This window comes from Streptomyces sp. NPDC031466 (genome assembly GCF_055581265.1).
The window spans coordinates 675,690-700,140 of record NZ_JBVIJT010000004.1; the positions used below are offsets into that span (position 1 = coordinate 675,690).

Genomic DNA, 24,451 nt, shown 5'->3' on the forward strand with positions numbered 1-24,451 from the left:
TCTGATTTCGCCCATGGGTCCTTCCGTCCGCATAAGTGGGGTGAACGCCCGGCCCGCCGAAAGGCCCACCGGATCACATCGCGGTGTAACCGCCGTCGATCATCAAATTCTCCCCGGTGATGAAACTGGCGTCATCGGAAAGAAGGAATGCGATCGGACCCGCGATCTCCGCCGGGTCCGCCACCCGTTTCAGCATGTGCCGACCACCGATCTCGGGGTCCTTTTCGGCGTGTTCACGCGTCATTCCCAGTACGTCGCGATGGAAACGTTCGTTGTTCGCGTTCCACACCGTTCCGGGGTTGACGGCGTTGACCCGGATTTTCCGGTCCGCCAGGTCCAGCGCCATGCAGCGGGTCATGTTGGCGACCGCCGCTTTCGCGGCGTTGTACACCACGTAGTCCGGTTGCGCGATGTGCCCGGAGATCGAGGCGATGTTGACGATGGCGCCGCCCCGGTCGCTCATGTGCGGCACCACGTGCTTGACGCACAGCGCCTGGCCCATGATGTTGACGTCGTTGCTGCGCCGCCACTCCTCGACGGTGGCATTCACGCCGCGCATGATGAACACGGCGGCGCAGTTCACGAGGAAGTCGATCCGGCCGTGGCGGCGGGCCGCGCCGTCGACGGCGGCGGTGACCTGGTCCTCGTCGGACACGTCGGCGAGCGCGTGCCAGGCGCTGCCGCCCGCGGCCGTCACCTCGGCCGCGGCCGCGGGCCCGAACTCCGGATGCGCGTCGACGATCGTCACCGCGACGCCCTCGTGGACCAGCCGGTCGACGACGGCCCGGCCGATACCCTGGGCGCCGCCGGTGACGACGGCGGCCTTCCCGTGCAACCCCCGCATGGCGAAGTCTCCTTGTGTCGAGGTGTCGAGTGAGGGCGGCAGCTCACGCTGCCGGTGTGGGCTCGCCGCGGGTCACCAGGCCCACGCCTCGGGCGCCGGTCCGCCCTTTCCGGGCGGGGGGAAAAGCTCGTCGAGCCGGGCCAGGGCCGCGTCGTCGAGCCGGAGCGTGAGCGCGGCCATGGAGGCCGTCAGCTGTTCGGCGGTGCGGGGCCCGATGATGGGCGCGGTGACGCCGGGACGGCCGAGCAGCCAGGCCAGCGCCACCACGGCAGGGTCCTGGCCCAGGTCCGCGCAGAGCTTCTCGTACTCGGCGATCGCGCGCGCCCCGTGCCGCAGGTCCTCGGCGAGGCGGTCGCCGGTGGAGCGGACCGTGGACCGCGCGGCCCGGCGGCGCAGCACTCCGGAGAGCAGACCGCCGTGCAGGGGCGACCAGGGCAGCACGCCGAGTCCGAGGGCGGAGGCCGCCGGGACGACCTCGAGTTCCACGTAGCGGGCGAACAGGTTGTACAGGCATTGCTCGGAGACCAGGCCGAGGAGATGCCTCTCACGCGCGACGGCCTGGGCGGCGGCCAGGTGCCAGCCGGCGAAGTTGCAGGAGCCCACGTAGCGCACCTTGCCCTGCGCCACGAGCGCCCCCATCGCCTCCCAGATCTCGTCCCACGGGGTCGCACGGTCGACGTGGTGCATCTGGTAGACGTCGATCCAGTCGGTGCCGAGCCGGCCGAGGGAGGCGTCGCAGGCCTTGATGATGTGCCGGGCGGACAGGCCCCGGTCGTTGGGCCGGTCGCCGGTCTTGCCGTACACCTTGGTGGCGAGCACCACCTTGTCGCGTCGGCCGCCGCCCCGGGCCAGCCACCGTCCGATCAGTGCCTCGGTACCGCCGGGCCCGGCCTTGCGGCCGTAGATGTCGGCCGTGTCGAAGAAGTTGACGCCGAGGTCGAGCGCGGCGTCCATGATCGTGTGACTGTCCGGTTCGCTGGTGTGCGAGCCGAAGTTCATGGTTCCGAGGCCGAGCCGGCCGACGACGAGTCCGGTGCGTCCGAGGTGGGTGTGTTCCATCAGGTCCGAGCCGCCAATGAATGCCCCTCAATATGCGTGTCGCCCGAAGGTGAATGCCGCCCGGAAATCCGGCGCGTTATTTCCAATTCGGATTCGGCGGGTCATGCCGTGCCATGGCACTCACCCGGCAGTTCCGATGCGGTCGATCATGGATCGTAGCAGCGGGTTCACAGAAGCGGCAACGAAATCCAGGGTCATCCAGCGGTGGCTAAATGTTGTTGACAGCCCTTGCGGCCGATCCTACGCTGCCCGGAACAGACCATTCCTTTCTTTGTTTTGTTCGGCGGTCGCCGCTCTTCCATAAAAGGCGCCGCAACTGCCGTGCGCCATGCCGCATTCGGGATTCGTTTCATACGGAGGGAGAGCGGGTGAGTTCGCGGGAGAAGGTCGTCGCCCGCCGCGCCGGAGCCGGCACCGGCACCGGCGGACGAACGGCCGAGGTCGAGGTGCCGGCCGAGGTCTGGCCGGTCGTCGAGGCATACCTGTCCGGGTTCGTCACGATCGAGCCGGCCGACCCGGGAGACGAGTGCTGGCGGGTCTCCCTCACCGAGTGGACGGACGACCCGCGTGGGACAGCGGACGACCCGCGTGGGGCAACGGCCGCGCACTACGGCGACTACGACGACACCGGCGTCTGGCGGGAGGTCGACGGCGGCCACCGCACCGTGCGGCTCACCGCCCGCACCGGCTCGGCCTACGCGCCGGTGCACGTGGTCCGCGTCGTCCGTACGCTGCTCCGCCTCGACACGGCCGAGCACGATCCGTCCGCCCTGTTCCTCCACGCCGGCATGGTCGCGTGGCGGGGCCACGGCGTCGCGCTGGTCGGCGACAAACGCAGCGGGAAGACGTCCACGGTGATCGCCGCCACCGCGGCCGGCGCCCACTTCGTCAGCAACGACGACCTCTCCCTGCACGAGGGACCGGAAGGACCGACCGGCGTCGGCTGGCCGCGGTCGGTGTCGATCCGCCTCGACACGCTGGAGCCGCTCGGACTCGCGTTGCCGGACCGCACGGCCCACCCGGCCAATGCCCACCGCGACGCGGCACGGTTGCTGATGCCCCACGAGATCGGCGCGATGTTCGACGGCCGGCTCACGCGGCAAGCTCCCCTGCGCGCCGTGGTCTTCCCCTCGTTCGCAGCGGACGACAGCGCCACGCTGCGCCGCCTCGCCCCGGACGAAGCGGCCGACCGGCTCCTCGCCAACCTCCTGTCCCCGCCCGTGAAGGACGACGAGCTCACCTCCTGGTTCAAGCCGGCGGACATCCGGGAACTGGGCGCGCGAGCACGCCGAGTCGCGGCGGCCGTCCCCGCGTTCACCCTGCGACAGAACCTGACCCACCTGGCGAACCGCGCGCGACTCGCACGGATCCTCGACGAGGCGGTGGCGGCGCGGTGAGCCCGCACCCGGCCGGGGACAGCGCGTTGCGCCACGTGGACAACGTCTATTACGACGGCTTGCACTACGACCAGCGCTACGCGTCATACACGCACGACATCCGGTTCTGGTGCGACACGGCGCGCGCCAACGGCGGGCCTGTCCTCGAACTGGCCGCGGGCACGGGCCGGTTGAGCCTGCCCATCGCCGAACTCGGCGTCGACGTCGTCGGCCTGGACGTCGCGCCGAGCATGGTCGAACGGGCCCTTCGCAAACGCGGGCCGTCCCCGGCGCCGGCGTTCCTCGTCGGTGACATGCGCCGCTTCGAGCTGGACCGGCGGTTCGGCCTGGTGATGATCGCGTGCAGCAGCGTCTGCCATCTCCTGTCCGACGAGGACGCGTTGAGCTGCTTCACCTGTGCCGTGCGGCACATGCGGCCCGACGCCGTCCTCGCGATCGACGTCGCGACCCCGCGGCACGAGACCGCACGGGCCGACGCCCTGTGGAAGAGCCGCTTCGCCTATGCCCACCCGGTGACCGGCGAGATGGTGACGGTGCGCGGACGACGTACGTACGACAGCGCGTCCCGGCTGCTGACGGACGACATGGAGTACACGTTCGCCGAGGACGGCAGGACCGAGCGCGCCACCCGCTTGAGCCGCATGTACTCCGCCGAGGACCTCGTCGGCCTCCTGGCCCGGGCAGGCCTGAGGGTGGCACGCACCTTCGGGGACTTCGACGGCGGCCCCCTGGCGGCCGACTCCACGACCCAGATCCTCATCTGCTCGCTCGGCAGCGAGGGCCGCACGTCCTGAGCCGCCACAAAAAGGAGGGCAAGAAATGCTGTCCGAACTCGCGCGCTACCGCGTCGACTGGGCCGACCTCGGCAAGGCCCACCAGCAGAACTCCGAGTTCCTCACCGCTCTTTCGACCGACACGAAGGCCATGCGGGAGCTGGTGGACGGGGTACGCGCCGACCCGGGCCTGTGGGACATGTGCGAGCACAACCGCCTGTTCGACAAGCTCGTACTGCACGACGCCCCGGACCGCGGCTTCCGGATCCGGCTGCACGTGTGGTCGAACATGGAGGTCGCCGCGCCCCACGATCACCGCTGGTCGTTCACGACCCGGCTGTTGACCGGGTCCTACGACCATGTGCTGTACCACGTCATCGAGGACTCCGACGCCTCGGTGGCGCCGGCGTTCGAGCCGCGGTTCCAGTCCACCGAGCGGGCCGGGGACTCGTACACCATCCACCACGACACGGTCCACGCGACGACCACGAAGGCGAACACCATCTCGCTGCTGGTGCGCGGCCCGGCGCAGAAGAGCGTCTCGCGCCGGATGGACCCGAACACCGGCAAGTTGTGGTTCGGCCTCGGCCGGAAGGACCAGACGGAGGCCGATGTCGCGCGGCGGCGCATGACGGTCGAGCGCTTCGAGGCCATCCGCGCCCAGCTCGTCGACGCCGGCATCAGCTGACCCCGCCCCGAGCCCGAGCGAACGCCTACGAAGGAAGTCGGCCACCCCATGGGTCTGTACGAGGCACTGACCACCCGGGCGGCGCGGAACGGCACCCGCGCGCCGCTCACCATCCATTGGTACCGCACGAGGCTGCGGGTGTGGGCCGACGACCCCGGCGTGCACCGGCACATCGCGAGCCAGCACCAGCTCGTCGAGCCGAGCCACCCGGTTCCCGGCCCGCACCCGAGGGCCGATCTCCACGTCGTGGCGGCCCCGGAGCTGCTCGCCGGATTGCGCCTCGGCACCCCGACGGGCCGCCGCCAGGCCTTCACGGGCGAGTGGTACACGGAGCACACCGGCCGCGACGGTGAGACGGTGCTCGTGTCGCAGGACACCGGCAAGCACCCTCATGCGCTGGTCACACCGGACTTCCGGTCCTGGGCGGTGCTCGCCGAGGGGACCGCCCGTCTCGGACTGCTGGCCGGCCGCACCATCCGGGAACTGGTCCGGGAGGCGGCCGTCGCCGACGGCGCCCTGATGTTCCACGGCGCCGCGGCCCAGCGCCCGGATGGGCGCGGGGTCTTCCTGGCCGGCGCCTCGTCCTCGGGCAAGACGTCCTCGGCGGTGTGGCTGGGCCGGTGGGGCGGCCGGCTGGTGGGGACCGACCGGACGTTCCTGGCGCCCACCGGGGCCGGATGGCTCGCCGTCGGACTGCCGGTCTCGACGCGGCTCGGCGCCGGGTCGGTGGCGGCGCTCGGCATCCTCGACGCGGTGCGCGACCGCGTGCCGGTGCGCGCCATCAATCCCTTCCGGACGGGCGCGGACACCGTCCCGGCCCAACGGCCGGAACCGGGGACCCCCATGGACAAGATCTGGCTGAGCAACGCCGAGGTCAGGGAGATCCTCGGCTCGCCGTTCACCGCCGCCACGCGCCTCGACACCCTCGTCGTGCTGGAGCGGGCGGCGTGTGCCGAGCCGGTCGTCGAGCGCCTGGACGCCGGGGCCGCCGCGGCCGCGCTGCGCCCGCACCTGCTGGCCCCCGACCCCGACTACCACTCCCGGTGGCTGGCCCGTGAGGCGGCGCCCGAGTCGGCGGGGCACGCGCTGTCGGGCCTGTCGCGACTGCTCCGGGACCACACCGTGGTCAGGCTCCGCTGGGACCCGTCACTGCACTGCGACGCCCGCCTGCCCGATCTTCTGACCGAGATCGACGCCGCCGCGCAAGGCCTCCCGGGCGTAGAGAGGATGGCCCGCCCATGAGTGTCGCCTGGCAGGTGGACGTGGAGAGCGAGGCACGCCAGGTACTCGACACGTCGTACGGCATCCGGCCGCGGTCGGTCGAACGGCTGACGCGCGACAGCCCCAACCAGATCTGGCGGTGCGCCACGGCCGACGGGAGGTACACGCTGAAACGGCTGGGCCGGCCCGTCGAGGACCGCTGGCTGGCCTTCCAGGACGCTGCCATCGCGCGCGCCGCGCGGTGCGGTGTACCCACCGAGCCGCTGATCCGCGCGGTGGACGGCTCCCCCACCGCCGCCGCGAACGGCGCCCGGTGGCAGCTGCGCCACTATGTGCCGGGGCGGCCCTTCAGGGACGGTGACGCCGCGGACCTGCGCGCGGCCGCCGACACGGTGGCCGCCGTCCACGCGGTGCCGCTCGACGGTCTGCCGCCGTGCGGTGCGAACCCGATCCAGGACATGGAGTTCTGGCTCGGCGCCGACGAGTCGGCCATCGACGAGCTGGGCGAGCTGGTGTCCGCGGCCGCCTCCCCGGCGCTGTGGGACGAGGTGCACGACACCTACCGGGCCGCCTATCGGCGGGCGCGGGCCGCACTGGACCTGCCGGCGTACCGGTCGCTGCCCAGGACGCTCACCCATGGCGAGATCGCCGGCTCCAACCTCGTCTTCGACGACGGGGGCAGGCTGATCTCCCTGCTCGACTGGGACGGCGTGGACGTCCGGCCGCGCGCCTACGACCTGGCCCGGGCGCTGCTCTTCCTGGCCCGCACCGGCCGGGGAAGCTTCCGGATCCACCACGACCTCGGCATCGACCTCGTGCTGCGCGCCACGGCGGCCAACCCGCTGCGGTCCGACGAACTGCGCGCGCTCGTCCCCGTCCTCGAGCTGTACTGCGTCCCCACGCTCGACTATCTGCGGCAGATGGCGAAGACCGGCCCGGCGACGCTCACGTGGTACCTGGGGTGGACGGCGGAGGGGGCGCGCACGGTGCGGGACAACGTCCGGCCGGCCGTGACCCGGCTCGCGGAGCACCTCGAACGCACCGGCCCGCTCCGGGAAGACCACCCCTAGTCTGGAGATCCCATGACCGTCGACGTGCCGGCCCTCACCTGCGCCGGGTCCGTCCACGACCTGCTCGCGCACGCCGCCGCCAAGCACCGGGACCGCCCCGCCGTCCGGGACCGGGCCGGCGCCTGGTCGTACGCGGAACTCGACGGGAACGCACGCCGCGCGGCCCACTGGCTCGACGGTCTCGGACTGCGGCGCGGGACGCGTCTGCTGTGCGTGCTTCCCGGCTGCCGCGACTTCGCGGCGCTGCTCTTCGGCGCGGTGGCCCGGGGCGTCATCTTCGTCCCGGTGGCCGAGCAGGCCTCCGCGTACCAACTGCGCCACCTGCTGGCCGACGCGGCACCGGCCGCGGTCGTGACCACGGCGGACCGGGTCGCGGAGATCGCCGGACTCACCTCGGTACCGGTCCTCGCCCCCGCGTACACCGACGCGCCGGCCGCGGCGGCGACCGGGCCGGCGGGGGCACCTGACGAGCCCGCTCTGCTGATGTACACGTCCGGGACGACCGCCCGGCCCAAGGCGATCGTGTGCCCTCATCGGGCGGTGGTCTGGGCCACCCGTGCCGTCGCCGAACGCGTCGGGTACCGGCCGGACGATGTCGTGTACTGCCGGGTGCCGGTGTCCTTCGACTACGGCCTGTACCAATTGTTTCTCGCCGTGCTCGCCGGGGCCGAGGTCGTGTATCCGCACGGGGCGGCGTCCGCGCGTGAGCTGGTCGCGATCCGCGCCGCGGGGGCCACCGTGGTCCCGGTGGTGCCCACGCTCGCCCTTCTCCTGGCGCGGCTCGGCGAACGCGACCGGCGCCCGACCTCGGTGCGGCTGCTGACCAACACGGGCGCCGCCTTGACCGGCCGGGACGCCGAGCGGGTCCGGGCCACCTTCCCGGACGCCGCCCTGATCTGCATGTACGGCATGAGCGAGTGCAAGCGGATCTCGATCGCAGCGCCGGACGAGGACCTGGCCTTCCCGGGTACGGTCGGCCGGCCGCTGCGGGGGACGCGGCTCTTCGTCCTCGGCCCCGACGGCGAGCCGGTGCCGCGCGGCGGCATCGGCGAGATCGTCGTCGCCGGTCCGCACGTGATGGACGGGTACTGGGGCGCCGCGGCGGCCGGGCAGCAGCGCGAGCGTTTCGTCGCCGCCCCGGACGGTCGGGGCAGGGCTCTGCGCACGGGCGACTACGGGTGGGTGGACGAGGCCGGGCGGCTCTACTTCCACGGGCGGCGCGACGACCTCTTCAAGCGGCGCGGCTGGCGGGTGAGCTGCCAGGAGGTGGAGAACGCCGCCAGGGACGTCGACGGGGTCGAGCAGGCCGCCTGCGTACCGCCGGGCCCGGACGGGACGTTCACCGTCTGGACGACCGGGGCCGCCGCCCCGGAGGAGGTGCTGCTCGGCATCGGCGCGCGGCTGGGCGCGGCCAAGGCTCCCGATCGCTGTGTCCCGGTGGAGCGGATGCCGCTCACGGCGAACGGGAAGATCGACAAAGCGGTGCTCGCGGCCGCCGGCGACGGTGGCTGGGGTGAGCCTTTCATCTATGGGTAACTCAGGGTTCCGGGGCCGGACTTGGCCGCGGGGATAGGGTGCGGGGATGAGTTTTCGGCTGGCGGCGTACGCCGTGTGCATCAAGGACGGGCGGGTGCTGCTCGCCCATCATGTGTCGGGGAACTGGACGCTGCCGGGCGGCAGGGTCGAGCACGCGGAGGATCCGTTCGACGCGGTGGTCCGCGAAGTGGCCGAGGAGACGGGCTGCGACGCGGTGGTCGAGCGTCTGCTGGGCGTGGACTCGCGGGTCATCCCCGCGGCCGAGCGCAACAGTCCCGGTGACGGCCCGCATCAGAACATCGGCATCTTCTACCGGGTGCGCCTCACCGGCGGCCGGCTGCGGCCGGAGCCGAACGGCGACACCTCCGAATCGCTCTGGACGCCGCTCGCCGAAGTCGCCGGCCTGCGCCGGTCCTCGCTGGTCGATGTCGGCCTGGCTCTCGCCGAGGACCTTCCGGCGACCGGTCACGTGCCTCCCGTACCGGTCGGCGACCTGGTCCAGCACTGAGCCCCCGCTCCAGGGGCGACCGGATGGGGGTCACCGGCCGCCCGGGGCACTCGTGGCGCGGGCCGCCCGCACGTCGACCACGGCTCCGTCGGCGCCGAGGACCACCTCGGTGGCGCGGGGACGGCTGAGGAAGCCCGTCAGACTCGCCGACAGGCCGTACGCGCCCGTGTTGTCGATGCGCAGGATGTCGCCGACGCGGGGCAGGGGCATCTTCGCGGCACGGGCGAGGACGTCGAGCGGTGTGCACAGGGGCCCGACCAACGTCACCTCGGCGAGGCCGCTTTCCCCGCCGGCGCCGCCGGTGTCGACCGTGGGCCGGATCGCGGGGGTCAGGAGCCGTCCCATGCCGGACATGCCGCCGAGTACGTTGACGCCCGCGTCGAGGACCACGTAGGTGGTGCCCCGGCTGTGCTTGACGTCCAGCACCGTGGTCAGCAGCGAGCCGCAGTCGGCGGTGAGGTAGCGGCCCGACTCGAAGGCGATCTCGGGGTCTTTCGCGCGCCAGCGGGGCAGCGTCCCGTCGAGCAGCTCCTCCAGGACCGCGCGCAACCCGGTGTACGCGGGGCGCTCGCCGGGGGCGGCGAACGGCGCGGCGAAGCCGCCGCCGAGGTCGATCAGCGACGGGGTGACTCCCGCTGCCCCGAACGTGCTCAGCGCCGTGCGCAGGACCGACCGGAACTCCTCGACCAGGGCCTGCTCGTCGGCGATGTTGGTGGCGGAGAACAGGTGCGCGCCGACGGCGCGTACCCCGGGCGGGGAGTCGAACATGCCGGCCGCGAGGGCGTCGTCGGGGTCGGTGCCGAACTGCGAGGAGCGCCCCGTCATGCGCAGTCCGGTGCCGACCGCCGCGGCCTGTGCGTTGAGGCGGACGAGGTGGTCGACGGGTGTCCGGGCCTCGGCGCTCAGTTCCGTGAGGCGGCGCAGGTCCGTCGGCGACTCCACGGAGAACAGGCGCACCCCCGCCTTCAGTGCCTCGCGGACCTCGGCGGCGGTCTTGCCGGGGCCGGTGTAGAGGCAGTGCTCCGCCGGGTGGCGGGCGTGCTCCGCGGCGGCCAGCTCGCCGGGCGAGCTGATCTCCAGGTGCAGCCCCAGTCCGCTCAGCTCGCGCACGAGGGCCGGATGGGGATTGGCCTTGAGCGAGTAGTAGAGGCGGGCGCCGGTCGGCAGGGCGTCGAGCAGGTCCAGCGCGGCGCGGCGCACGCGGTCCAGCCGGTAGACGTACAGCGGTGTGCCGAAGCGTTCCGCGAGTTGGCTCGGGGAGTTCACTGGTGTTCAGCCTCCGGTGCCGCTCCGGTCAGGGGCGAGGTCGGACGGGTGGTCGGGAGAGGGGGCTTTCGCGGGTCCGGGGCCGGTCGGGGGCCCGTCCTTGAGGAGGCGCCGCAGGATCGGCCCGGTGGACATCGTGGTCAGCACCGCCATGGTCACCAGGAGCGTGTAGCCGACGTCGTCGAGGAGCCCCAGCTCCCGGCCCGCGGTGAGCACGATGAGTTCGGTGAGCCCGCGGGTGTTCATCAAGGCGCCCAGCGCCGCGGAGTCGCGCGGCGTCAGCCCCGACAGGCGGGCGGCGCCCGCGACGGCGAGGAACTTGCTGCCGCTGGCCGCGACCAGCAGGATCACGAGGTCGACCAGCTGGGCCGGATCCAGTTGCGACAGGTCCACCTGCCAGCCGGCAACGACGAAGAACACCGGCATCAGGACCCGGTTGTCGAGGGAGCCGAGGCCTCGTCGCAGGTCGGCGTCGGCCCGTGCCCCCGGCGCCCTCTCCCGCTCGCCGTCCGGCCCGCGCAGCTTGTGGTCCAGCCCGCGCAGGGCGTGCGTGCGTACGACGCCGAAGACGAAGGCCCCGACGATGAAGTGCAGCCCCATCCACTCGGTGGCGGCCGCGGAGGCGAGGACGCCCACGCAGGTGAGGGACAGGTCGAGCGAGGTGCGCCCGGAGCGTGCGAGTGTGCGCAGCACCGGCCGCGCCACGACGGCCAGCACGAGCAGATAGGGGACGAACCACAGCAGGCGCCAGGGGGTGTCGATGCCGCACAGCACCATGACGACGCCCAGCATGGCCCAGGCGAGGACGTCGCAGAGCGCGGCACTGGCCACGGCCAGCTGACCGAGCGGCGCCCGGGCCAGACCCCGGTCCTCGACGATCCGGGCCAGGACCGGGAACGCGGTCACCGACAGGGCGACCCCCATGAACAGCACGGGTGCGACGCCCTGCGCCGGGGGGCCGCCGGGACTCCACCAGAGGCCGAGCCCGGTGCCCGCCGCGAAGGGGAACACCATCGCGGCCGTCGCGATGCCCGCGGCGGTCCGCCGCATCGAACGCCCCGCGGCCCAGTCGGACTCGGTGCCGAGCTTGAACATGAACAGGGCGAGCCCGAGGTCGGCGAAGGCGCTCAGCTCGCTGCGGATCTCGAACGGGAAGACGTGCTGGGACAGCCGGCCGTCCAGTACGGTCGGCCCGAGCAGGATGCCGGCGACGATCTCACCGATGACGGCCGGCTGACCGAAGCGCCGGGCGACGGCCCCGGCCAGTTGGGCCAGGGCGACGATCAGCGCGAGGTCGACGAAGAGGACGGTCAGTCGGCTGCTGGACACGGCGCTGGTGCCAACTCCCCTATGCCTGTGTCCGCATGGCCGCGAAGTACTCGTTCTGCGTGGGGAGTTCGGCGGTCAGGCGGCGGGCCTTGTCGCGGATCGCCTGGAACTCCAGGAGCGCCGCCTTCTCGTCGGCGAGGTCGAGGGCGGGCGAGGGCCGCACCGGGATGCCGCCGGTGCCGAGCAGGATGCAGTTGTACGAGTACGGCGGGAGCCCGTGGTAGTACGGGAAGACCGTCTCGGAGTCGGGGAGCTTGGACTGCCACCGCTCCATCCGCTCGGCGAGCGCCTCGGGCACCTCGCGGGTCTTGGTGTCCCGCCAGTACTGGTTGTCCGCCCGCTTCGCGCCCCGGTAGTGCAGGACGAGGAACTCGCGTACGCCGTCCATGACGTGGGCCACCGAGTTGTTGTAGAGCGTGCGCAGGGAGGGGTCCCAGTCGCCGCCGGGGAAGAATTTGACCAGCTGCTCGATGGCGTGGTGGATGAAGAAGATGCCGGTCGACTCCAGTGGCTCCACGAAGCCGGAGGACAGGCCGACGGCGACGCAGTTGTTCACCCATGACCGCCGGGTGCGGCCGATGCGCATCCGGATGTGGTTGGCGGGGACGTCCGCGGCCTCGGGGCCGACGAACTCACGCAGCGTGCGCTCGGCCTCCTCGGGGTCCAGGTAGTCGCGGGCGTAGACGTATCCGGTGCCCAGGCGGCTGAGCAGCGGGATCGTCCAGATCCAGCCGGCGTCCTGCGCGGTGGCGGTGGTGCACGGGCGCAGGGGCGCACGGTCCATGTCCAGGGGAACCTGGAGCGCCACCGCGCTGTCGTTGGGCAGGGAGTCCTGGTAGGACTCGAAGGGCTCGCCGAGCGCTTTGTTGATCAGCAGGCCCTTGAAGCCGGTGCAGTCCACGAACAGGTCGCCCCCGACGGGTCCGTGCTCCTGGGTCCGCAGGCGTTCGATCCAGCCGCGGTGGTCGCGCTCGACGTCGACCACGTCGTCGACGATGTGCCGCACGCCGCGCTCGGTGGCGTAGCCGCGCAGGTAGTCGGCGAGCAGGCTGGCCTCGAAGTGGTAGGCGTAGGGGAACTGCGCGCCCTGGAAGTCGGCGATGGTGGAGCGGGCCGCCGGCTTGTCGCCGCGCTCCACGAAGTCCTGGTCGATCAGTGTGCCGTCGAGGTAGCGGGGGCTGCGGTTGGCGTCGCACAGGGAGGCCATCACGAAGCAGTCCGTGTCGAACCGGTTGGTGGTGGGGTGGCGCAGCCACCAGTCGGTCAGGGGGAAGCCGTCCACGGAGCGCAGCTGTTCGAACGGGTGGTAGAAGTGGTGGCCGGGCTCCCGCCAGTTCTCGAACCGGACCGCGAGCTTGTACGTGGCGTTGCAGGCCGGCATCCAGTCCTTCTCCTCCAGTTGGAGGAACTCGAAGAAGTGCCGGATGTCGCTGAACGTCGCCTCGCCGACGCCGATGGTGCCCACTCGCCCGGATTCGACGAGCGTGACGTCGACGCGGTCGCCGAAGGCGGCGACGAGGTAGGAGGCGGTCATCCACCCCGCGGTACCGCCGCCGACGACGACGACCTTGCCGACTCGCCCTGTGGTTGCGCCCTGCCCCTGCTGCGCCATCGAAAATGCCCTCCCCGGGATGAGGTTGCGCCGCGGTACCGCGCGGCCTGCAGAAGTGTCGCGGTGCACGGGCTCGCCGAAGGAGCCCATGAGAAGCCGCGCGGTCCGGTAAAGGAGACCGGACGCGTCGGAAGAAAGCGGGCGTACTCGGAAATCGGGCCCTCGGCCACGCTAGCGGGACGGCCACCGCGGCGGAAAGCATTTCAGTCACGGCTGACGGACGAGCCTTCCACCGGTTTTCCCCGGGTAAAAGGACAGCCCTTTCGGGCACGCGCCGGCGCGTGCCGGGCTACGTCTCGCTCACCGCGCCCGGCTCGCCGGGCCATACCTCGGGCACGAGGCGTCGGCGCGCGGCGCGCCACAGGTACGAGGCGCCGTCGGACCCGGCGGTCCCGGTGCCACCGCCGAGGAACCGTTCGGCGAGCGCGGCGTGGCGGGAGCGCCACACGGCGAAGGCCTCGTCGAAGTCGAGCAGCGCGCCGCGTACGCGTTCGAGGGGCTCCCGGCGCGGGCGGTCCGCGGCGAAGTCGCGGTAGGCCTCTTGGAGGGAGCGCTCGTCCAGGCGTGCCCGCAGCCGCTTGCGATCGGCGTCGGTGAAGCCGGCGGTGTTCAGGAAGCGCGCGTCCCGCAGCCCGCACAGGTATTCGATCTCGCGGTACTGGGCGGACTGGAAGCCGCTGGCGTCGCCGAGGGCGTCCCGAATGGCGTGGAACGCCTCCGGGGTGAGCGTCGCCAAGCCGTCGAACTGACGCACGAGGGTGGCGACCAGTACGGGCAGCGGCGCGGCGCGGCGCACCGCCAGCACCCCGTCACCGGAGTCGAGGGCGCCGCGTACGGCCTCCAAGTGCCGCAGGATCACGGCGAAGTAGATCTCGCACGACTGATGCGTGGCCAGGAACAGGACGTGGTCGACGTCGTCGTCGTGCACGCGCGCGGCCTGCAACAGCTCTTCCAGCCTGAGCACCTGTCCGTAGGGCAGGGAGGCGGTGGGGCCGCTCATCGGCAGTTCTCCTTCTTCAGGGATCGGTCGGCCCTCGTCCGCCCGGACGTCCGCAGGAATTCCAGCAGCGTCTGGTTGACCGCCTCCGGCCGTTCCAGGTAGCCGAGGTGGCCGCAGCCCTCGATGACCTCGAAGGTCGCGCCGGGCACGGCGGCGGCGATCTCCCGGCCCGCGGCGGGCGGCGCCATGACGTCGTCGGCGAAGGCGATGACGTGGCAGGGGGCGTCGATGCGCCGGTAGGCGTCGAGGCGGTCCGGCATCGGATAGAGGCGCCGCTGATCGCGCGCCGCGGGGCCGGGGGGCGGGGCCAGCTCGAACACCTCCAGCCAGTCGGTGATCGCCTGTTCGTCGCGGAAACCGCGCGGGGACAGCTCGGTCAGCGCCTTGACCACGGCACGGTAGCGCGGCGGCAGTTCGATGCCCCGGTCATCCAGTTCACGCTCGGCGAGGCTGAGCGCGGTGTGCAGCGGGTCGCTGCGGCCCCTGGCCGCCATCAGGACGAGCGTGTCGACCAGGTCGGGGCGGCTGAGCGCGAGCTCGGCGGCGACACGCGCGCCCAGCGAGGTGCCCACCACGGCGCACGGCCCGAGATCCAGCCGGGTGACGAGTCCGGCGCTGTCGGCGACCAGGTCGGCCATGGTGCAGCCCGGCGGGGCCGGGTCCTCGGGCCGCAGCCCGCGGTGGTCGAAGGTGATCACCCGGTGGCCCGCGGCGACCAGGGCGGGGACCTGGTGCAGATGCCAGGCGCTGCCGGTGGCACCGGCCCCCATGATCAGCAGTACGGGAGACCCGCGGCCGACGTCCCGATATGCGAGCCGTATGCCGTTGACGGGGATCACGGGCATGGCACTCCTCGCTTCCGATGGGCTGCGTGCAGAGTTTCCGAAACCCCGCCCGGTGGGCAACCACCATTACCCCAGACTGAAAGACTTCCCCTCCGCCCGGTGGCTGTTACCTTGCGCTGCGAAGGGGTGCGGGAGCGCGCCCTCGCCACATTCCCGATCCCGCGAAACCGAAAGGGCGAATGAATGCCGTACAGCGATGTCGACCGATTCGCCGACGGGTCGATACGTGTTTCCGAGGACGCGGTGCCGGTCGTCGAGGCGGCGGCCGGGGACGGCCCGGAGTGGCTGCGCGCGCACGCCGCCGCGCTGCGGTCCGTCGCGGTCGAGCGGGGCGCGGTCCTGGTGCGGGGGCTGGGGCTGCGCGAGCCGGCCGACGCGGCCGGGGCGAGCCGGGCCCTCACCTCGGAGCTGATGACGGAGCTGGAGGGCTTCGCCCCGCGCACGGCGCTGCCGGGCGGGGTGTACTCCTCCTCGCTGTGGCCGCCGGACCAACCCATGTGCATGCACCACGAGTTGACGAGCGCGGCCCGCTACCCGAGGTGGCTCGTCCTGTCCTGCCTCGCCACGGGCGGCAACGGCGGCACGGTGTCCGTCGCCGACGCGCGCGCGGTCCTCGCCGCCCTGCCGGCCGACCTCCTGGCTCCGTTCGAACGCGACGGCTGGCAACTCGTACGCAACTACAATCCGTTGCTCGGGGTCGCGCTGGCCGATGCCTTCGGCACGGATGACCGGGCGGCCGTGAGCGCGTACTGCGCGGCCCACGACATCGCCCACGAGTGGACGGCCACCGGCGGGCTGCGCACCCGGCAGACGCTGCCCGCGGTGGTCGAGCACCCGCGGACCGGTGAGCGCTGCTGGTTCAACCAGATCGCGTTCCTCAACGAGTGGACCATGGACCCGGCGGTCCGCGAGCTGCTGCTCAGTGAGTTCGGTGACGACGGCCTGCCCTTCACCACGCTCCGGGGCGACGGCACCCCCCTGGATCCGGCGACCGTCGAGGCGATCAACGAGGTGTACGACCGGCACACGGTCCCGGTGCCGTGGCAGGCGGGCGATCTGCTGCTCCTCGACAACATCGCCGCCGCGCACAGCCGCGCGCCCTATCGCGGGGAGCGCCGGGTCGTCGTGGCACTGGGGGATCCGCTGGCGCGCGTGCGGCCGTAGGGCCCCTGCGGGCCCTGTCCGTCATGGGTCCTGCCGGAAGCCCAGCGTCACGTAGGTGGTCACGTTTCCGGCGAGGGCGATGCAGCCCCGCGAGGCCCGCACCGCCTTGCGGGCCCAGTGCGGGTCGGCTCGGTCGAGGAGGATCCCGAGCGAGGTGCCGCTGTGCGCGACGACGACTCCGAGGCCGCCGACCTCCTCGCACAGCGCGATCATCCGGTCGAGTGTCCTCTTGGGCCGCAGCGCCTGGTTCAGCACCGCGCTGCGGGTGGCGACGGCTCCGGCCTCGGCGAGGTCGCCGTCCCCCACAGCCGTGGTCAGGCGCGCGAGCAGACGCGCGTACTCCCGTCGGTCCGCTTCGGAGAACGGCTTGGGGAGCCGGTTGAAGGCGACGGTGTCGACGGTCCCGCCCTCGTCGACCCCGACCACGGACATGGGGCGCAGCGCTCCGAGGGTTCGGCGCAGCTCGACCCGGCGGTGGTCGAAGGCGACGATGCCGTCGTAGAGGACGCCGTCGGTGGGCTCGATGCGGCGCAGATAGGACTCGATCCTGGCCGGTGGCATGGCGATGTCCAGTGCGTTGCCCACGGCCCGTGCCGTGGCCACCAGGTCGGCCGAGGAGCTGGCGAACCCCTTGCCTTCCGGCAGGGTGCTCTCCAGGAGGAGTACTCCGCCGACGGGCCCGGGGTGGTCCGCGAGGATCATCGACAGCAGGCGCCGGGCCTTGTGCTTGTGGTCCGGCACGACCAGCAGCCGCTCTTCGGCGGGGTCGCTGCGGAAGGTCGCCACGCTCCAGCGCGCGATGGGCAGCGTCACCAGGAAGTCCTCGCCGCCGGGCAGGACGCCCTGGAGCAGCTCGCCGAAGGTCCCGAAGGCGGTGCTGACCCCGGTCCTGCCCCGGTAGGGCAGTCCGGCCCGGTCGCGTTCGGTCAGCAAGGTGTTCCCGCCCGGGTCAGGTGGGCGAGGGCCCGGTCCGGTCCGGCGGTGCCCCTCCGCGTCCGCCGGGTCGGGGCGCGTCCGGTGAGTCGGGTTCGTGCCGCGTTGCCGAACGGTGCCACCACTGGTCCCCCGTCACGTCGGTCGGAAACGCCCGGATCGGACGACACGCTTGCGGAGCAACGGTGCCAGCGGGGCGCCAGAGGTGTCAACGAGCTGTATCCGAGCCGGAAAGTGCCTGTTCAGGCCGTTTGCGCGGGGCGCGGGGCCCGGTGGGGGCATTGGGTAGTCTCGGCGGGTGATGTGGCGTACCGACGAGGGTGGGGCGGGTGCGGGCCGCCGGGTCCCGGCCCGCCTGGTGGCGGCGGGGCCCGTGCTGCGCGATGTGGCGCTGTGGCTGCTGCTCTGCGGGGTGGGGCTCGTGTGGTTCCTGGAGAACGACACGACCTCCTCCGCGCTGGTGGACGTGGTGGTGCCGGCGCTGGTCCTCGCGGTGGCGGTGCCCGGCAGCCGCCGACACCCCGCGGTCGCGGTGCCGGCCGTCAACGGACTGTGCGCGCTGGGCCTGGCGCAGGAGGCCAGTCCGGCGAACCCGTATCTCCTGGCGCTCGCGGTGACGAGTTATCTGCTGGGCGCGGGTCCTGCCACGACGGGGACGGCGCTGGCGGCGTTCGGCGGTTGCCTGGCCTTCGACTTCGCGCTCTGCGCCGCGCTGCGGGTGCCCGTCGTCTGGTGGTTCTACGTGGTGACGATGGTGCCGCTCGCCTTGTTGCTGCCCTGGCTCGTGGGCCGTTACCGACGGGCCCGCGCGGCCCTGGTGCGGGGTGGCTGGCAGCGGGCGATGAGTCTGGAGCAGCGGCAGCGGGCGGTGGTGCAGGAGGCCCGGCTGCGGGAGCGCACGCGGATCGCGGCCGACATGCACGACTCGCTCGGGCACGAACTGAGTCTGATAGCGCTGCGCGCGGGCGCCCTGGAGCTGGAGCCCGCTCTGCCGGACCGGCACCGGGCCGATCTGACCGAGCTGCGGATGGCCGTGTCCGACGCGGTGGACAATCTGCGGGACACCATCGGTGTGCTGCGCGAGAGCGCCGATCCGGTGTCGGCCGCTCCGACGGCGGAGTCGGTGGAGGACCTGGTGCGGCGGGCCGCCACGTCCGGTGTGGAGGTGTCCCTGGTGCGTGAGGGCGAGGCGCCCTCGCTGGCACCGCTGGCGGACCGGGCCGTGTACCGGGTGGTGCAGGAGTCCTTGACCAATGCCACCAAGCACGCGCCGGGCAGCGCGGTGGAGGTCCGCATCCGGCACGAGGCCGGCGCGACCGAGGTGCGGGTGGTGAACTCGGCGCCGCCCGGCGCGGTGTCGGCGGGCCGGGGTACCCGGCCGACGCCGGGCAACCGTGGCCTGACGGGGATGCGGGAGCGGGTGGCGGTGATCGGCGGCACGTTCCGGGCGGGCCCGCGCGGGGGCGGGTTCGAGGTGAGGGCCACGGTGCCCGACCGGGTGAGCGCGGACCGGCCGCATGTCGCCGACGACCCGGCGCGGGCCGCGGGTTCGGAGTCGACGCACCAGTTGGCGGTGGCTCAGCGGCGGGCCCGGCTGCGGTTCGCGGCCGCGTTCGTGGTGCCGGCGGGGGTGGCGCTGACGGCGCTCCCGGCGGCGATCGTGTTCGCGTACCAGCTCAGTACGTGTGTCCTGCGCCCGGGGGTGTACGAGTCGCTGCGCGTCGGTCAGGGGTACGGCGAGGTCCGGCAGCGGCTGCCGGAGCGGCAGTTCCCCTATCCGACCGACGCGATGCGGGCGGCGTCGGCACCACGCGGCGCCACCTGCGCCTTCTACCGGTCCAACGGGAACCCCTTGGAGGAGGTGGACGTGTACCGGCTGTGCTACTCGGGCGGCCGGCTCGTCGCGAAGGATGTGCTGCCGGGCCGCCCGGCCGGCTCCTGAGCGCCGGTCGCCGCGAGGTGTGCGGCCAGTGACCGGCCGATGGTGGCGATGTGGGCGGGCACGGTGAGCAGTTGCTCGTGTTCGGCGTCCACCGGGCGGTCCTCGATCGTGCCGTCGACGAAGGGCTGCCAGGCTGTGGCGTCCACTCGGCCGCGCAGCTCCGGGGGCTTGCGTGTGGCGGAGAACATCAGCAGGTCACCGTGGTAGCACCCGGGCAGGTGGGTGGCGAGGAGCCTGCTGTGGTGGATCCACACGTCCTTCATGGCCAGCAGGGTGCGCTCGCCGACGGCGGCGAGGGGGTGCTGCTCGGCGCGCAGGAACTCCAGGTACCGCGCCACGAGCGCGCTCCGGTCGCCCGTCAACTCCGCCTTGTCGAAGGAGAATCCGGCGGTGGTGAGGTTGTCGACGAGGAGCTTGTCCTCCAGTTGCCGCAGGGTGCCTTCCAGCGCCTGCGCCTCGGAGACGTCAGTGAGGTCGGTGACGTTGGGGTAGGAGTCCACGAGGGCGAGCAGCTCCACCTCGTCACCGGCGCGTTGGAGCCGTACGGCGATCTCGTGGGCGACGACTCCGCCGAAGGACCAGCCGAGCAGCCGGTAGGGGCCTTCCGGCTGGATCTCGCGGATCTGCCCGAGGTAGTCGGCGGCCATCTCGCCGACGTCGGCGGGCATCGGCCCCGGCCGGCTCAGCGCGCGGGCCTGCAGTCCGTAGACGGGCGTGTCGCCGTCCAGGTGGGTGAGCAGGCCGGAGTAGCACCAGGAGACGCCGCCTCCGGGGTGCACGCAGAACAGGGGCCGTTTGGCGCCCTTGGTCCGCAGGGGCAGCATCGGCGCGAAGGAGTCGCGGGTGCCGCGGCTCTCGACTGCCCGGGCGAGGTCCGCGGGGGTGGGCGCCTCGAACAGGTCGCGCACGCCCAGTTCGGCGCCCAGCTGTTCGCCGACCCGGGTGGTGACCTTGGTCGCGAGGAAGGAGTGGCCGCCGAGGCGGAAGAAGTCGTCGTCGGGGCCCACGTGGTCGGTGCCGAGCACCTCCGCGAAGATCGCGCAGATGCGTTTCTCCGCCTCGGTGGCCGCCGCGCGGGCCGTCGGGCGGGCGATGTCCAGGTCCAGCAGCGCCCGGCGGTCGAGCTTGCCGTTGCGGGTCAGCGGCAGCGTGTCGACCACGACGAAGTCGGCCGGTACGAGGTGATCGGGCACGGTCCGCAGCATGGTGGCCCGCAGGGCGCGGGGGTTCGGCGTGCCGCCGGGGGCGGGGGTGACGAAGGCGATCAGCGAGGTGTCGTCACGGGCGAGGACGGCGGCGGCGGCCACCTCGGGGTCGCTCCGCAGCACCGCGGCCACCTCGCCCGGCTCGACGCGGAAGCCCCGGATCTTGACCTGGTCGTCGACCCTGCCCAGGTGATGGAGCTGCCCGTCGGCGCTGCGGCGCACCCGGTCGCCGGTCCGGTACATCCGTTCGCCCGGCTCGCCCGCCGGGCAGGCGACGAAGCGTTCGGCGGTGAGCCCGGGGCGCCCCCGGTAGCCGCGGGCGAGGGCGGCCCCGGACACGTACAGTTCGCCCGGCACGCCCGGAGGGACGGGTCGAAGCCGGTGGTCGAGCACGTGGGTGCGGACGTTGGGCAGCGGGCTGCCGATGGCGGGGGCGGCGGGCCAGCACGCGGGGTCGGCGGGCAGGGGGGCGGCCGTCACCACGTGGGTCTCGGTGGGCCCGTAGTGGTTGTGCAGCCTCGGCCGGTGGGTGGCCGCCGACCAGTGGCGGCCGATGGCGCCGGTCGTGAGCAGTGCCTCACCGGCCTGGGCGACGTGGCGCAGGGCGGTCAGTTCCACTTCGGCGTCCAGTGCCTCGGCGCACACCGCTTCCAGGACGAGTGTGGGGGCGAGCAGTTCGTGGACGCCGGTTTCCCGCAGCCAGGCCACCAGGCGGCCGGGGTCGCGGCGGACGTCCTCGGGGCAGATCGCGAGGGTTTTGCCGAAGAGCAGGGTCGAGAGGATCTCCTGGACGCTGACGTCGAAGCCGGTGTCGGTGAAGTGCGCGGTGACCGAGCCGTCGGGGGCGGGGAGCGCCTGTCGGTGCCAGTGCAGCAGGTTCCGCACGGCGCCGACGGTCATCTCGACGGCCTTGGGCTCCCCGGTGGACCCGGAGGTGTACATGACGTAGGCGAGGTGTTCGGGCAGCGCGGGGCCGCCGCGTTCCAGGTCCGTCACGGCGCTCTGCTGGACATCCGCGAAAGTGGTGGCGTCGAGCAGCAGCGTGTTGTGGTGGCGCGGTAGCCGGGCGGCGATGTGCTCGGTGGTGAGCAGCACCGCGGGGCGGGCGTCGTTCAGGATGAACGCCAGGCGGGCCGACGGTAGTTCGGGGTCAAGGGGCAGGTGGGCAGCTCCCGCCTTGAGGGTGCCGAGAAGACCCGTGACGAAGTCCGCGCCACGGGGCAGCGCCAGGGCCACGACGGCATCCGGGCCGGCGCCCTGCGCGAGAAGGGTCCGGGCGACCGCGTTCGTCCGCGCGTCCAGCTCGGCGTAGGTGAGGGTGCCGTGCTCGTGCAGGAGCGCGGGATGTTCCGCGCGCCGTCGCGCCTGCGCGGCGAACAGCTCAGGCAGGAGGGTGGGCGGCACGGCGCGGGCAGTGTTGTTCCAGGCCCGGATCGCCTCCAGTTCGTCCGGGAGGGTGATGCGGGTCGCGCCCGCGGTCAGCTTCGGGTCGCTCGTGACCTGTTCGAGCACGGATATGAGGCGCAGTGTCAGGCGGTGGGCGGTGGCGGCGTCGAACTGGGCCGCGTCATACTCGAGTGCTCCGTTCAGTCCGTCCGGTTCGCCTTGGGGCGTGCGGAGTTCACCGAAGGACAGCAGCAGGTCGAATTTGGCGGTGGCGGTGTCGGCGGCCAGGGGTCGCACGGTCAGGTCGCCCCCGCTCCCGGCGGCCGTCGGGGGAAGGCCGGCGGTGTTGTTGAGGGTGAGCATGACCTGGAAGAGGGGGTGGCGGGACAGGGACCGCTCAGGGTTGAGGATCTCCACCAGCCGCTCGAAGGGCAGGTCCTGATGCGCGTACGCCTCCAGGTCACTCTCCCGCACCCGGGCCACCAGCTCACGGAACGTCGGATCCCCCGAAACATCCGTGCGCAGCACGAGGCTGTTGATGAACAAGCCCACCAGGTCGTCCACCGCGTCGTCGGTACGCCCCGCGACCGGGGTGCCGATGGGGATGTCCTCCCCCGCACCGCACCGTGCCAGCAGCAGACCCAGAGCCGCCTGCAACACCATGAACACGCTCGCACCGCTCTCCCGGGCCACCCGCGCGATACCGGCATGCACGGGCCCGGGCACGGTGAACTCCACCCGTGCCCCGCGCTGCGAGGCAACCGCCGGACGCGGACGGTCCACCGGCAACACGATCTCCGCCGGCAAGCCGGCGAGCCGCTCCCGCCAATAGGCGACCTGCGCCGAGACCAGACTCTCCGGGTCCTCCTCCGAACCGAGCGCCTCCCGCTGCCACACGGCGAAGTCCGCGTACTGCACCGGCAACACCGGCCACTGCGGCACGTCACCCTCCACCCGCGCCCCATACGCGGTGACGAGGTCGCTGACGAAAGGCCGCAGTGACCACGCGTCGGTCGCGATGTGGTGCATGAGCAGGAGCAGGGCGTGGTCGTCGGGGCCGAGTTCGAACAAGGTGGCCCGGACCGGGATCTCGGCCGTCAGGTCGAAGGGATGCCGTGCGGCTTCCTCCAGCCCCGCGCCAAGCTGCTCCTCCGTGACCCGGCAGACAACCCACGGAACCTCGACGCCCACGTCCAGCACCCGCTGATACGGACCCCGGGCATCCTCGGCGAACACGGTACGCAGGCTCTCGTGCCGGGCCCCGACATCGCCCACGGCCAGCCGCAACGCCTCCCGGTCCAACCCCCCACTCAACCGCAACGCCAGAGGAACGTTATAGGCCGCGCCCGGACCTTCCAGCTGATGCAAGAACCACAACCGCTGCTGCCCGAACGACAACGGCAACCGCCCCGGACGCACCCCCGCACTCAGAACCGGGACGCGACTGCGATCGGCGCCGTCCAACACCCGGTCCAGCTCCGCCACCGACGGCGCCTCGAACAACTGCCGCACCGACAACTCGGCGTCCAGCACCGACCGCACCCGACCCACCAGACGCGTCGCCAGCAAAGAATGACCGCCCAGAACAAAGAAGTTGTCGTCAATACCCACCGTCGGAACACCCAGCACCTCGGCGAACAGACCGCACAGAATTTCCTGCCGGGGAGAGCGCGGGCCACGCCCCGAGGCCACTGCCACCTCGGGTTCCGGCAGTGCCCGCCGGTCCACCTTCCCGTTCGGCGTCAACGGGACCTCATCCAGCACCACGACCACCGACGGAACCATGTACTCCGGCACCACCCGAGCACACTCACCCCGCACCAGCGCCGGCTCCAGCACCCAACCCGGCTCCGCCGTCACATACCCGACCAGCCGACGGCCCCCCGACACGTCCTCCCGCGCCACCGCGACCGCCCGAGCCACCCCGGCACAACCCACCAACGCCGCCTCGACCTCACCCAACTCAATACGGAAACCCCGCACCTTGACCTGATCATCCACCCGACCCACAAAATCCAAAACCCCATCCCCGCGCCACCGCACCACATCACCCGTGCGATACATCCGCTCACCCACACCACCAAACGGACACGCCACAAAACGCTCCGCCGTAACATCACTACGACCCCAATAACCCCGCGCCACCCCCGCACCCGCCACATACAACTCACCCGACACACCCACCGGAACCGGCCGCAGAAAGGAATCCAGCACAAACACCCGCGTATTCACCAACGGCCCACCAATAGAAACGTCCGGACCCGAGATCGGCGTGGCGGTGGCATAGACGGTGGCTTCCGTCGGGCCGTATCCGTTCCAGACGGAGGCCAGGGAGTCCACGAGTGTTTGGGCCATGGCTGCGGAGAATGCCTCGCCCCCCAACATCGCGTGTACGTGCTTCAGTCGGCCGTCCGCCACCGCCACGATCTCCCGCCACAACGACGGCGTCGCCTGCACCACCGACACCCCCGACGACACCACCAAATCCACCAACAACCTCGGATCACCCACCACCTCCGAAGACGCCAGAACCACACACCCACCAGCCGTCAACGGACCAAACAACTCCATCACCGCGATGTCGAAGGCGAACGTCGTCAGCGCCAGCACACGCCCCGAACCCACCACATCACGCAAACCCGCCAGCACATTCACCACACCACCCTGCGAAAC

18 protein-coding genes and 1 pseudogene are annotated in these 24,451 nt (G+C 72.2%); 9 read left to right on the forward strand and 10 right to left on the reverse strand.

The window, feature by feature from the left end:
• Nucleotides 1-73 precede the first annotated feature (73 nt).
• Together ACZ5GP_RS11830 and ACZ5GP_RS11835 are read right to left on the reverse strand one after the other, a co-directional pair.
• The gene (locus tag ACZ5GP_RS11830; RefSeq protein WP_468750697.1) at nt 74-844 is read right to left on the reverse strand and encodes an SDR family NAD(P)-dependent oxidoreductase; all 771 of its coding nucleotides are present in this window, start codon (nt 842-844) and stop codon (nt 74-76) included.
• Nucleotides 845-916: 72 nt separating this feature from the next.
• Nucleotides 917-1,903: an aldo/keto reductase gene (locus tag ACZ5GP_RS11835; RefSeq protein WP_468750698.1), complete on the reverse strand. Its 987-nt coding sequence runs from the start codon at nt 1,901-1,903 to the stop codon at nt 917-919.
• Nucleotides 1,904-2,271: 368 nt separating this feature from the next.
• On the opposite strand from ACZ5GP_RS11835, the gene ACZ5GP_RS11840 reads away from it, so the two are divergent.
• The 7 genes from ACZ5GP_RS11840 to ACZ5GP_RS11870 are packed head-to-tail and all read left to right on the forward strand — an operon-like array spanning nt 2,272 to nt 9,096.
• Nucleotides 2,272-3,300: a hypothetical protein gene (locus tag ACZ5GP_RS11840; RefSeq protein WP_468750699.1), complete on the forward strand. Its 1,029-nt coding sequence runs from the start codon at nt 2,272-2,274 to the stop codon at nt 3,298-3,300.
• Nucleotides 3,297-4,094 (forward strand): class I SAM-dependent methyltransferase, encoded by a 798-nt coding sequence (locus tag ACZ5GP_RS11845; RefSeq protein ID WP_468750700.1) that lies wholly within the window; start codon nt 3,297-3,299, stop codon nt 4,092-4,094. The genes ACZ5GP_RS11840 and ACZ5GP_RS11845 overlap by 4 nt, the downstream gene beginning before the upstream one ends.
• Nucleotides 4,095-4,119: 25 nt before the next feature.
• Nucleotides 4,120-4,761, forward strand: a complete 642-nt coding sequence (locus tag ACZ5GP_RS11850) for a hypothetical protein (protein WP_468750701.1) — start codon at nt 4,120-4,122, stop codon at nt 4,759-4,761.
• Nucleotides 4,762-4,809: 48 nt separating this feature from the next.
• The gene (locus ACZ5GP_RS11855; protein WP_468750702.1) at nt 4,810-6,003 is read left to right on the forward strand and encodes a hypothetical protein; all 1,194 of its coding nucleotides are present in this window, start codon (nt 4,810-4,812) and stop codon (nt 6,001-6,003) included.
• Entirely contained in the window at nt 6,000-7,052 is a 1,053-nt protein-coding gene (locus tag ACZ5GP_RS11860) for an aminoglycoside phosphotransferase family protein (RefSeq protein ID WP_468750703.1), read from the forward strand. Before ACZ5GP_RS11855 ends, ACZ5GP_RS11860 begins: the two co-directional genes overlap by 4 nt.
• 12 nt (nt 7,053-7,064) lie before the next feature.
• Entirely contained in the window at nt 7,065-8,588 is a 1,524-nt protein-coding gene (locus ACZ5GP_RS11865) for a class I adenylate-forming enzyme family protein (protein ID WP_468750704.1), read from the forward strand.
• Nucleotides 8,589-8,634: 46 nt separating this feature from the next.
• The gene (locus tag ACZ5GP_RS11870; protein WP_468750705.1) at nt 8,635-9,096 is read left to right on the forward strand and encodes an NUDIX hydrolase; all 462 of its coding nucleotides are present in this window, start codon (nt 8,635-8,637) and stop codon (nt 9,094-9,096) included.
• Nucleotides 9,097-9,126: 30 nt separating this feature from the next.
• Here the strand turns inward: ACZ5GP_RS11870 and ACZ5GP_RS11875 are convergent, their stop codons facing one another.
• From ACZ5GP_RS11875 to ACZ5GP_RS11895, 5 genes are all read right to left on the reverse strand, one after another.
• On the reverse strand, nt 9,127-10,362 hold the full coding sequence (locus tag ACZ5GP_RS11875) for a type III PLP-dependent enzyme domain-containing protein (protein WP_468750706.1): 1,236 nt from the start codon (nt 10,360-10,362) through the stop codon (nt 9,127-9,129).
• 6 nt (nt 10,363-10,368) lie between these two features.
• Nucleotides 10,369-11,691 (reverse strand): cation:proton antiporter, encoded by a 1,323-nt coding sequence (locus tag ACZ5GP_RS11880; RefSeq protein ID WP_468750707.1) that lies wholly within the window; start codon nt 11,689-11,691, stop codon nt 10,369-10,371.
• Nucleotides 11,692-11,710: 19 nt separating this feature from the next.
• The gene (locus tag ACZ5GP_RS11885; protein WP_468750708.1) at nt 11,711-13,303 is read right to left on the reverse strand and encodes a tryptophan halogenase family protein; all 1,593 of its coding nucleotides are present in this window, start codon (nt 13,301-13,303) and stop codon (nt 11,711-11,713) included.
• A 289-nt stretch (nt 13,304-13,592) separates the two neighbouring features.
• Nucleotides 13,593-14,303: a tryptophan 2,3-dioxygenase family protein gene (locus tag ACZ5GP_RS11890; RefSeq protein ID WP_468750709.1), complete on the reverse strand. Its 711-nt coding sequence runs from the start codon at nt 14,301-14,303 to the stop codon at nt 13,593-13,595.
• Nucleotides 14,300-15,148: an alpha/beta fold hydrolase gene (locus ACZ5GP_RS11895; protein WP_468750710.1), complete on the reverse strand. Its 849-nt coding sequence runs from the start codon at nt 15,146-15,148 to the stop codon at nt 14,300-14,302. Before ACZ5GP_RS11895 ends, ACZ5GP_RS11890 begins: the two co-directional genes overlap by 4 nt.
• 183 nt (nt 15,149-15,331) lie before the next feature.
• Here ACZ5GP_RS11895 and ACZ5GP_RS11900 point away from each other — a divergent pair, with 183 nt between their 5' ends.
• On the forward strand, nt 15,332-16,312 hold the full coding sequence (locus ACZ5GP_RS11900) for a TauD/TfdA family dioxygenase (RefSeq protein WP_468750711.1): 981 nt from the start codon (nt 15,332-15,334) through the stop codon (nt 16,310-16,312).
• A gap of 21 nt (nt 16,313-16,333) precedes the next feature.
• Here the strand turns inward: ACZ5GP_RS11900 and ACZ5GP_RS11905 are convergent, their stop codons facing one another.
• Nucleotides 16,334-17,242, reverse strand: coding sequence for a GHMP family kinase ATP-binding protein (locus ACZ5GP_RS11905; protein ID WP_468750735.1), 909 nt, complete (start codon nt 17,240-17,242; stop codon nt 16,334-16,336).
• A gap of 304 nt (nt 17,243-17,546) precedes the next feature.
• Here ACZ5GP_RS11905 and ACZ5GP_RS11910 point away from each other — a divergent pair, with 304 nt between their 5' ends.
• Nucleotides 17,547-19,187: an ATP-binding protein gene (locus tag ACZ5GP_RS11910; protein WP_468750736.1), complete on the forward strand. Its 1,641-nt coding sequence runs from the start codon at nt 17,547-17,549 to the stop codon at nt 19,185-19,187.
• On the opposite strand, the gene ACZ5GP_RS11915 is transcribed toward ACZ5GP_RS11910, so the two are convergent.
• On the reverse strand, nt 19,127-23,779 hold the full coding sequence (locus ACZ5GP_RS11915; RefSeq protein ID WP_468750737.1) for an amino acid adenylation domain-containing protein: 4,653 nt from the start codon (nt 23,777-23,779) through the stop codon (nt 19,127-19,129). The two genes, ACZ5GP_RS11910 and ACZ5GP_RS11915, sit on opposite strands and share 61 nt — an antisense overlap.
• Before the next feature lie 186 nt (nt 23,780-23,965).
• Nucleotides 23,966-24,436, reverse strand: a pseudogene (locus ACZ5GP_RS11920) (AMP-binding protein); the annotation flags it as partial.
• Nucleotides 24,437-24,451: the final 15 nt, after the last annotated feature.